The 6,968-nt window shown below is 50.8% G+C and carries 8 protein-coding genes; 4 read left to right on the top strand and 4 right to left on the bottom strand.

All coding sequences use genetic code 11. The annotated features are described in order from the left end of the window. Nucleotides 1-265 precede the first annotated feature (265 nt). Together JUF21_RS11330 and JUF21_RS11335 are read left to right on the top strand one after the other, a co-directional pair. Nucleotides 266-592, top strand: coding sequence for a MobC family plasmid mobilization relaxosome protein (locus tag JUF21_RS11330; protein WP_203634031.1), 327 nt, complete (start codon nucleotides 266-268; stop codon nucleotides 590-592). Continuing rightward, nucleotides 574-2,151 (top strand): relaxase/mobilization nuclease domain-containing protein, encoded by a 1,578-nt coding sequence (locus JUF21_RS11335; RefSeq protein WP_203634029.1) that lies wholly within the window; start codon nucleotides 574-576, stop codon nucleotides 2,149-2,151. The genes JUF21_RS11330 and JUF21_RS11335 overlap by 19 nt, the downstream gene beginning before the upstream one ends. Nucleotides 2,152-2,384: 233 nt before the next feature. On the opposite strand, the gene JUF21_RS11340 is transcribed toward JUF21_RS11335, so the two are convergent. The 3 genes from JUF21_RS11340 to JUF21_RS11350 form a co-directional block, all read right to left on the bottom strand. Continuing rightward, nucleotides 2,385-2,474, bottom strand: coding sequence for a type I toxin-antitoxin system Fst family toxin (locus tag JUF21_RS11340; protein ID WP_203634027.1), 90 nt, complete (start codon nucleotides 2,472-2,474; stop codon nucleotides 2,385-2,387). A gap of 117 nt (nucleotides 2,475-2,591) precedes the next feature. Further along, entirely contained in the window at nucleotides 2,592-2,879 is a 288-nt protein-coding gene (locus tag JUF21_RS11345) for a hypothetical protein (protein ID WP_203634025.1), read from the bottom strand. Nucleotides 2,880-2,894: 15 nt separating this feature from the next. After that, nucleotides 2,895-3,443 (bottom strand): hypothetical protein, encoded by a 549-nt coding sequence (locus tag JUF21_RS11350; RefSeq protein WP_203634023.1) that lies wholly within the window; start codon nucleotides 3,441-3,443, stop codon nucleotides 2,895-2,897. Nucleotides 3,444-4,044: 601 nt separating this feature from the next. Between JUF21_RS11350 and JUF21_RS11355 the strand changes: the two genes are divergently transcribed. Beyond that, nucleotides 4,045-5,091 (top strand): replication initiation protein, encoded by a 1,047-nt coding sequence (locus JUF21_RS11355; protein ID WP_203634022.1) that lies wholly within the window; start codon nucleotides 4,045-4,047, stop codon nucleotides 5,089-5,091. Between the two features lie 145 nt (nucleotides 5,092-5,236). On the opposite strand, the gene JUF21_RS11360 is transcribed toward JUF21_RS11355, so the two are convergent. Further along, on the bottom strand, nucleotides 5,237-5,731 hold the full coding sequence (locus JUF21_RS11360) for a hypothetical protein (protein WP_125982754.1): 495 nt from the start codon (nucleotides 5,729-5,731) through the stop codon (nucleotides 5,237-5,239). 236 nt (nucleotides 5,732-5,967) lie between these two features. On the opposite strand from JUF21_RS11360, the gene JUF21_RS11365 reads away from it, so the two are divergent. Beyond that, nucleotides 5,968-6,585: a hypothetical protein gene (locus JUF21_RS11365; RefSeq protein WP_203634020.1), complete on the top strand. Its 618-nt coding sequence runs from the start codon at nucleotides 5,968-5,970 to the stop codon at nucleotides 6,583-6,585. Nucleotides 6,586-6,968 lie beyond the last annotated feature (383 nt).

Below are 6,968 nucleotides of genomic sequence, written 5' to 3' on the forward strand. Positions count from 1 at the left end.
CCTGCACTTTGACCCCGTTTTGCTGAGGCAAAATCGGGGTGCATTTGAACTTCCGAAGGGGGGCAAGGGGGGGAAGCGGAGCGCCCCTCTTGCAAGCGGCAAGGGCAGACAATGCGGAGCATTTGTCTAGCACTTGCACTGCTTGCCATCAAGGTGATTTATGTTAGACTGGGCGTGAGCAGCGCGAGCAATCAGGCTTACATAAATCAGGCAAAAGGGTGACCGAATAGGGAGCGCTCTTGCCCTAAAACGAGGTGGTTTCCAGATGCCAGACGAACCAAAAACCGGCAGTAGAAAGCAAGTCAATTTCCGGCTCTCGGCAGCTGACTTTGAGAAGCTCACGGCGTCCGCTTCGACCTTGGGTATGACCCCGAGTGCCTACGCCAAATCTCTTGCCGTCAAAGCGCGGCTGGTGCGGCCCAAATTCGACCACGCGACCGGCGTAGCGGTGAACCTCGCCTTACGGCGACTGGGTACGAACCTGAACCAGCTGGCCCGCAAGGCGAACGCTGGCGACTTGTCGCCACTTCAAGCTGAGCAGATGGCCGAGATCAGAAAGGCGGTGAACGAGATATGGCAACGATTAAGCTAAGTGCCGCTAAGAGCGCTAGTGCCGCTATCTCCTACGCCGAGGGCAAGGGCAAGCTGGGTGAGGAGACCAAGGACTGGCTCCGCGAGCACGGCGTCAGCGAAGACGTGGTAGTTAGACTATCCGCCCGTGCCGTAGCTGTCGGCGGTGAGAACGTAGACCTTGAGCACGTTCGCGGGCAGATGCGCGCCACTCGCGAGCTGTTCCGCAAGAACACCGGGGTTCAGGCGCACCGTGTCATTCAATCCTTCGCGATGGATGACCTCAACGCTGCCAACCCGGCTGACTGGGAGCGTGCCAACGCGCTTGGCGTAGAACTGGGCCGCCAGATCGCGCCAGGCCACGAGGTAGCTGTCTACACGCATATCGACGGTGAAGGTCACAAGCTCCACAACCACATCATCATCAACGCGCCTGATCTTGAGACTGGCGAGAAGTACCACCAGCACAACGACTTCGCCCGTGTGACTAAGCTCAATGACCAACTAGCCCGAGAACATGGTCTCTCTGTGATCAAGGAGCCTAGCCAGCACGAGCGCCGCTCGATTGCTGAACGGCACATCGACGCTGTGGGCTACGTCTGGAAAGACGACCTCCGCCGCCGAATCGATCAAGCCATGTTAGATCCTCGCACAAACGGTTTTGAAGGCTTCTCAGCCGTTTTAAGCGAGAAAGGTGTCGATATACGTGTACGGGGTAAAAACGTCTCCTACGCATTTCTAGACCCCAATCAAGCCCATCGTGTGTCGCGAGGAAACAAGCTGGGGTTAAGTTACGAGAAGGGAGCCATCGAGGATGAGCTGGCAAGACGAACAGAACAACAACAGCAGCGGGCCGTCTTTGACCGAATTAGCAACCAAGTTGGACGAGCTGAACAAGAACTACGAGCGACTGATCAGTCTGCGGGAGCGGGAGAACGAACTGTTGACGCAGTTGGTCAGCATATCCGGTCAATCAACCGACAGCTGGGCGGGTATCACAAGCGAATTCGCCAAGTTAGAGAAGTCATTGACCACGCTAGAAGCGGACTCGCGGAGCTGGTCGGAACTCAACTCGCCCGAGTAAAAGCCCACTTTGCGGCTAAACCCTTAAAGGCGAAATCAGATCAATATCCCACCCTCTTTGGCTATGCGCAGACCTTGCTCCATGTAGCTAACAGCCAAAGAGACATGTCAGCACTCGCCAAACATCTCACTCCTCGTGGTCGATCTTTGATTAAGGATCGTGACCTAGCACTGCACAACCTTGACGCTGCAGGATTCCCTGTCAATCCAACACTTTTCCCGTGGAATGCCGCAGAAGACGTCATGAAGAGAATTAGTAACTCGCTGGCCTCTCTGAATACCCACATCGGAGAGTTGAACAGGTTCGCTGAACCCGCCAAATTGTCAGTACATGAGCAAATCGCGGAAGCAGTGAAAGTGCAACGTCAAGACGAACAAGACCTTGAGCGGTCCCGTGAAAGAAAGCAGGAATGGGCCCTACAACAGCAACAAATGTGGGAAGAAAGGGCTAGTGCCCCGAAACCTAACCGGAGCAAAGGCTGGGGCATTGAGCGTTAGTTCGGCTCAACCTGTGTATGGTACTTCTGCAGTAAAGGCAGAAACTAAAGTAGGATTCGACACAGCGTGCATGTCAGGTCACGGTTTGCTGCCCGTGGCGCTTTGAACCAAGCGTGCTATAATAAAGGCGCGAAGAATTCTGATTCATGACAACACAAGAGCCGCCACCCCTGCATGGGTGACGGCTCTTTTTTTCGCCTTACGGCGTGTGGGTTAGATGGCAACCATCGAGATCATCGTCGCCGTTCTAACCAGTCGGTGAATAGCGCAATGACTATCCCCACGGCGATTGGAGCGATGATCAGCACGAAGAACTCCTTCATGACAACACCCCCTTCCGAGGCCGGTTGCCATGTGCTAGTATGCCATATACATTGCCAAAGGGACCGCCTTGTCGGCGACTCGTGGCTGATAATGCTCCAAAACGCCTAAAAGTTTAGCTATTCAACTGCATTATTGCCCCAGTCATCAGACACAGGCTGATAATAATCATGCACAATAATGACGTACTCAAGCGGCCGCTCAGCGAGTTCAGAGTTTTCATCATATACAGGCGAAAGTTCGAATAGTGCGCCCAATCCCCCTAATATGCTAAGAACCGTAATTGCTGTCGTTAAGGTCGTCATTCTAAGATAAATATCGTCCGTGACCTCTTTGTCTAAGTCTAGGTCCTCTTTATTGATTGTAAAGAGTAACGCTATTAGTTTTTCTCTCTTTATCTGATCCAAATAGAAGCACCCCTTTTAGAAAGCAGAAGAGGGGTGAAGGATATTTGCCGTGGCACCAGTTGCACCAAATACCATCCCAGTAAAGTACGCTGCACCATGTGATCCATAGGTTCGATACGTCCGATAACCAGTCCATGTTCGACCACCGATTCCAGTGCCCCCGACGCTGAAATTTCGTGTCTTGCCATTGCTGAACTTGATCTTTAAGTTCCCTTTAAACCAATAGGTCGGGAATTCCAGAAAATTGGGCTTGATGGCAAAATAAATTCTACCGCCGCTTACCCAAGTTTTAGAATATCCACCAGCACCTTTAACAGTGCTCATAGGAGAAATTTGCCGAATTGGTATGGTCGGGCCGTTCTGAACTACACCAGGCACCGTTGCGGACGTTGACGAATTAATCTGGAGCGGACTTTCGACTGCTGATGTATCGTCAGGAACTTCCGATGCCGTAATATTATCTACCCCATCAGGCACAATCGTATCCGCGTGAACTGTTGTCCCAACGGTAAACATGAAGCCAAACGCGACAGTGGCAAGCAACGTGATTAACCCTTTTTTCATAAAATCGCCTCCTCGATTTGTAGAATAGTTTGTGCAATCAAACAATGCAAGTAATATCTGATAGCGTGGTCTGCTTCTTTTAACCTCATATTGCCTTTTTACCTGAAGTAGCTAAGCAATAGTAACTGAACGTGATAAGCGATAGCGCTCCGAGCGCGTGCGCGAGGTCTTCCTGCCGACGGACTTGATCTTGGCAGGCCGGAGAAGCGACCAGAGCTGGTTGTGGGCCCGGCTTTGCCTCACTCATTCTTGAGAAGCGTCGGAGAGTTTGCTCCCTAAGGTAGGCGTCGGGGGAATCTCCTGAGGTTTTTGGCGCTCGATTTTTGACGCCGCCTCTTTTATAATCTCTTTCTAAACCTCTTTTAAACCTCTTTTAGGGTCGCTACGTGCTTACTCCCCCAAGGCATACAGAACGTTAGAGGCATGATTTTGTCTGCTTTAAGGCATGATTTTGTCTGCTTTAAGGCATGATTTTGTCTGCTTTAAGGCATGGTTTTGTCTGCGTTTGGGGCATTCTCTCCTTGACGTTATATGCCCCAAATGTTATACCTTTATTGGGCATAGCTATTCAGTTAAAATATGCCCATAAAGGAGGCGCTTCATGAGTAACGAAATCATCAAGCACGATGCCGAGCTGAACACCATTCCGCTCCGCCGTTTCACGCCAACGGAGATGAACCTGTTCTTCTCGATTGTGAGCCGTATGCGCGATAAGGGCGGCGATACGGTGCGCTTTAGCTTCGACCAGCTGAAGGATTTGAGCGCGTATAAGGCCACCGCCAACACTCGATTTATTGACGACATACAGGCAACCTACGAAAAGCTGATGAGTCTTCATTTCGGCAGTCGGAGCAAAAGCGGCCTCACGCGAGAATTTTTCGTAATGTTCACGCGGTTCAAGATTGATGGCGATGCCGCTGAACCCTACGTGGAGGTGCAGGTGCACGAGATGGCTCGACCACTGCTCAACCACCTCGACAGCTGGGTTCGCTACTCCCTGACCGAGTTTCGTGACCTGAACTCAAGCTACGCCAAAACCATGTTTCGCTTGCTGAAGCAGTGGCGTACGACAGGTCGTCTGGAGCTGACCAAGGCTGACTTCAACGAATTGCTGGACGTTCCGAAGAGCTATCGGGAAACTAACGTCAACCAGTTCATTCTCAAACCAATCAAGGAGGAGCTAGCGCCGCTATTCCCTGGCCTCAAAGTCACCAAACGTCACGGCAAAGGGCGTGGTAAGCCAATCATCGGCTACACGTTCACGTGGAAGCCGGAGGCCAAAGATGCCAATGACTTCTCCCGCGGCGCGCAGGTAGACCGCGCCAAGAAGCTGGACAACATTCATCACAACGCTTCGCTCACTACGGACGAGAAAGAGGCCGCCGTGCGCCGGGTGGTCGGCTTGTTTGACGAGCTCCCCCAGTGGCTCCGGGACGAGAAACGCCTGGCGAACGCGCCTAAGAAGCTGGAAGGTGCGGAGCTTGAGACCCTTAAGGCCGTCAACGCCAAAATCGCGCTGACGATCACGCGCGTCACCCAGCTGATTGCTGACGGGCAAAAGCTGACCGCCGGCGACAAAAAGAAGCTGGCCCAGCTCAACGAGCTGTACGCCAGCAACAACCAACGCATTGCGGCCGCCGAAGCATGAATAGTGAAAGCGTACCTCGAACAGTTGAAGTCGACTTCGCGATGACGATGTGCCCAAACAAACAACAGAGCTCCCTACTTGCTTCACAAAAAAAGGCCAGGCATAATAGCCGAGCCTTCCGCATTACGAAAACTTCAAACTGGCATTAGAATGTGTAAATACCAGATGTTTTCTTGGTCGCCACTCTCGTTTTCCCAATCTGCGTAGTTTTACCGTTATGCGTCTTAAACACCGAAACTTCTTTTCTCATTTCATAGTGCCGCAGTGGGTCCCCACTCGCTCGCTTGGTATCAGCAGCCAACTGGCGATAGTAAAAATTGGTTTTTACAATTAGGTCATCACCGTTGTTCATCGCCGCAACAATGCCCGAGATCACACCGACACCACCAGCAGCCAAGGCCGTACCGCCCGTTATTAACGTTCCAAGGGCTGTGCCGATTGCGCTAGTCGTAATGCTTTTGAAGTTCCGACTCCTTACGGTCGAAAAGTCCTTTACTTTGGTCCAGGCCGTTGGGTACTTGGTAGCAGCCTGCACAACCTGTATCTCCTGTGTTCCTGGCAAGGCCACAAAATCTAACACAGTAGACGAAGCTATAATTAGGCCAGAAGCCATAACGGTGAGCGCACGATTAATTTTCATAACATTCATCCTCACTCTCTGAATTTCTCTCAACTGTGAAAGGAGAAACACATGTCAAAACTGAGTTTCCGACAAATTGCTATCATACGTTTCGTCTTAGCCGTGATAGTTGTGGGTATTTTCCTATGGGTGTTCGGCACTCGTGGCAAGATGCTTTGGATCTTACTCCTTCTGTCATCTACCATATCTGCTGTGACCATCACCATACCAGCAATTATCAAGGGTAAAAGGTCGTTATGAAAAAGCATCTGTTGTCTCAACGTGCTCTTATTCTGGCCGTAAGCTCGTTTACTTTGCTTTTATTATCTAGTCCCGTCAACGCTCATGCAGCAACCACCGCGCCTGCAGTACCGGCAGCAGAAACGGCTGTGATTGACACAGCTAGTGAGAGCTTTGAAACTGTTTCGCAACTGCCGGCAGCATCATTTGAAAATGATCTAATTCCTGGGACCGCTGCTTATACGCAGATGTTTCTTGCCCGTTCAAAAACTCATCCCAACAGCATTGCCGACTATAAGAGTCTAGGCTACAAAAACATCAAATACAGCAAGTGGTCTGGCGTTACCAAAATGCCAAGCACTAAATCGAAGCGCGTTGCCTCTGCGGTCGCCACATTCCTAGCAGGTTCCTTTATCAAAAAAGCCGCAATTCCTCTCGGTCTATATGCAATCGCCCAGGCAACAGCAACACAGCACGCAGACATTTGGCCAACGGTCAATACTCGTTGGATTACTGCTACTTCACCAAGAGGAATTAGCGTGATTATCGGTGAAGAGTCAATCACAAAATACTATACAAACTCTTCACGGACTAAGCTTCTAAAGACAATTCATCACACTGTATTCGTAGGATAAGAGGGGAAGCATTTGAAACTCAGATATTGGTTAAGCTTAGTATTTATAGTTTTACTGATCCTGCAAATTGAATTCGAGTTCAGTCTATGGCTTTTCCTGCCTGTAGCTATTCTGCTTCTGCTCGTAATACTCTACTTGCAGCTCATCAAAAACGAGTGAATCATGCGGCACCGGTATCTGGAAATTAAGCAATAAACTGACAGCCTAATCTACATCGACACGCAGCATTCAGCTGCGTGTCCTTTTTGTTGCCATTCGCGAGCGAGTGGCAATGCTTTTTGAGGTCGTTTCGCGAGGCGAAATCGACCTGCACTTTGACCCCGTTTTGCTGAGGCAAAATCGGGGTGCATTTGAACTTCCGAAGGGGGGCAAGGGGGGGAAGC

This window comes from Lacticaseibacillus sp. 53-4, assembly GCF_016861805.1.
Lineage (GTDB): Bacteria > Bacillota > Bacilli > Lactobacillales > Lactobacillaceae > Lacticaseibacillus.

Coding starts and splice junctions, on each gene's coding strand:
- JUF21_RS11330 (WP_203634031.1), top strand. CDS start 266: ATGCCAGACGAACCAAAAACCGGCAGTAGAAAGCAAGTCAATTTCCGG.
- JUF21_RS11335 (WP_203634029.1), top strand. CDS start 574: ATGGCAACGATTAAGCTAAGTGCCGCTAAGAGCGCTAGTGCCGCTATC.
- JUF21_RS11340 (WP_203634027.1), bottom strand. CDS start 2,474: ATGAAGGAGTTCTTCGTGCTGATCATCGCTCCAATCGCCGTGGGGATA.
- JUF21_RS11350 (WP_203634023.1), bottom strand. CDS start 3,443: ATGAAAAAAGGGTTAATCACGTTGCTTGCCACTGTCGCGTTTGGCTTC.
- JUF21_RS11355 (WP_203634022.1), top strand. CDS start 4,045: ATGAGTAACGAAATCATCAAGCACGATGCCGAGCTGAACACCATTCCG.
- JUF21_RS11360 (WP_125982754.1), bottom strand. CDS start 5,731: ATGAAAATTAATCGTGCGCTCACCGTTATGGCTTCTGGCCTAATTATA.
- JUF21_RS11365 (WP_203634020.1), top strand. CDS start 5,968: ATGAAAAAGCATCTGTTGTCTCAACGTGCTCTTATTCTGGCCGTAAGC.